The sequence below is a fragment of the Streptosporangium sp. NPDC087985 genome (genome assembly GCF_044741965.1).
Classification (GTDB): domain Bacteria; phylum Actinomycetota; class Actinomycetes; order Streptosporangiales; family Streptosporangiaceae; genus Streptosporangium.
In genome coordinates this window covers 1-2148 of record NZ_JBIUTQ010000062.1, presented here as the reverse complement: position 1 = coordinate 2148, position 2148 = coordinate 1, and the positions used below count along the sequence as shown (strand labels likewise).

2 protein-coding genes are annotated in these 2148 nt (G+C 63.6%); both read right to left on the bottom strand.

Annotated elements, in window-relative coordinates:
• Positions 1–200: 200 nt before the first annotated feature.
• A complete protein-coding gene (locus ACIN94_RS32770) occupies positions 201–551 on the bottom strand; it encodes a hypothetical protein (RefSeq protein ID WP_400714922.1) in 351 nt (116 codons plus the stop codon).
• An 849-nt stretch (positions 552–1400) separates the two neighbouring features.
• The gene (locus ACIN94_RS32765) at positions 1401–2054 is read right to left on the bottom strand and encodes a GIY-YIG nuclease family protein (RefSeq protein WP_400714919.1); all 654 of its coding nucleotides are present in this window, start codon (positions 2052–2054) and stop codon (positions 1401–1403) included.
• Between the last annotated feature and the right edge of the window lie 94 nt (positions 2055–2148).

Here is a 2148-nt window from a genome sequence, read left to right as displayed (position 1 = left end):
AGATGCACGGCAGGGCCGGGTTTGACCTACTCCGCCACCGCATTCTTCTGCAGTAACGGTCACGCAGCGCCACCACCGAATACGGGACAGAGCCGAATACCCCCAGAGCCGTTAACACTGGACACACCCGGACGTGATCTCGACGGAAGAGTGTCGGCGCGTGGTATGAGCACCCTCCTGGCCTCATCAGCGGGAGGAGTTCAGTCTTCATCCATCCCCCTACATCTGGGCGTGTCTTTGGGCGCGCACAGTTCGACGTCGAGCATGAAATCAACGGCTCGCCGCTCGCCTTGCGAAATATAGGTGAGACGGACGCCTTCCGCCCGAGCCGTCGCATCGCTGTTCTTGGTGTACTGGAGGCCGAGTTCGGTGTAGGGCCAGCCTTGGTCACAGGGAGTGGTGACGGCCGGGCTGTGCGCGGGGAAACCAAGCGAGGTCAGCGGCTCTTCGGCGTTGCCCAGGTTCTCGTGATCGCCCTGGAGACGCGAGGAGAAGGCCGCCAGGCGGATGTCGTTGTGCGGGCGGATCAGTTCGGCCTTCTCGATCGTCACAGAGCCGGGCCGGTCCAGGCACATTACCCAGCCTCCCAAAGAGTAGGGCCGGTGCGCGATGGTGTTGGATAGAATGACCCCAGCCGCAGGCTCCACCACGTTGATCCCGATTTCGCCTCCAATCACCAGCCGCGGACCCCCATTCGCACAGCTTGCGGTGGCGAAGATCGCAGTTATCGCAGCCGGTAATGCTGCGCGAGTGAGAGCCCGCATGACGAACTACCTCGTTCTCGTGTAGACGGTGGTTGCTCCACCTGCCTGCTCTCGCTTCCTTATCAGGCAACGGCAACAGTTGCTCGAACTGGTCTTGCAGACTTCTTACCTGCGGGGATCGTCTGCTGTCGTCCGCCAGTGTCCATGGTCGTCCGTGGCCGTCGTCACGCAGTTCGTCACTCACCTATCCAAAGCTGTCCTCGCCCTCAGTGGACAGCGCCTCGATATAGACGTGCGCAACCTGGGAGGACTCGTAGGGTCCATCGCCATCTGTGTCGTACTGAGGTTCATCGAACTTCACCCAGTACATGCGCAGAACGCGGCCAGGGCCTTGTTCGTCCACGTAGGAGTCGATCACTGACCCGGTGGGTTCCGCCGGCCAGGGACCAGGACCATACTCAGGGTCTCTGTGAATCTTGACACGAGTACCAGGGGGAAGATCGGGCAGATCCATGAGACCGAGCCTAGATCTCAAGGCCAACCGGCCTATAGGCCGGGTTCTGATCCCGCCCACCTCTGACCTGCGGCTCACTCAGCGGCCTGCTCTCTGACCTGCAATAACGCTGCCGTCCTCTGCCACTGCCCTCCACCGTCTTCCAACGCCATGTGCCCCCGATGTGCCCCCGGGCAATGCCGTCAGACGCGCACCTCCCCCTCCCCCACCGCTGCGTGAACCGACTGCCGCCACTCCAAAGCCTCGGGAACGTCCCGATACTCCAGCAGATGCTGGCCCGCGATCTGCTCCAGCAGATCCCTGACCTCCGCGGGCGTGGCACGGAAGAACTCCCGCCGCAGATTGACCCTATTGACCCGCCGATCGTTCAACGCGGCGTGCAGCCGCCCCTCCAGCCCGACCGCGTCGTCGCTGAAGATCAGTGCGTGCGTGTCGAACCTGAACGGCACCGAGGCATCCCCCAGCTCCCGCACCCGGTGCTCCGGCTCCAAGCGCCGGGTCATGCCGATCTTGACGACGTCCTTGCCGAACGCGCCGACGTTGGAGATCACGTACACGTAGCCCGCCCGGACGTTGGCCTCGCGCGCCTCCACGTCACTGACCGCCGCGCCGATCTCCTCCAGCTTCGCCTTCAGCTCCTCCGCTCCGGCCTCGTCCCCCTTGACGATCAGCTTGGCCAGCGCCGCCTTGTAGTGAGCCTCCTCCTTGCGCAGCCGGGCCTTCTCCCGCTCGAACTCCCGGCGCGCGGCCTCCTCCTCACGCTGCTGCTCCCGCTGGGCGCGGTTACGCTCCTTCTCCTCCTCCTGCTTGGCCAGGTAGTCGGCGGTCAGCTCCATGAGGTGCTCCAGAGATTCCGGACAGACCACTCGCTAGGGTGGTAACAGTTCGAAGGAGATGGAAACGTGCCGAAAGGTTCCAGGCGTAGGTTCA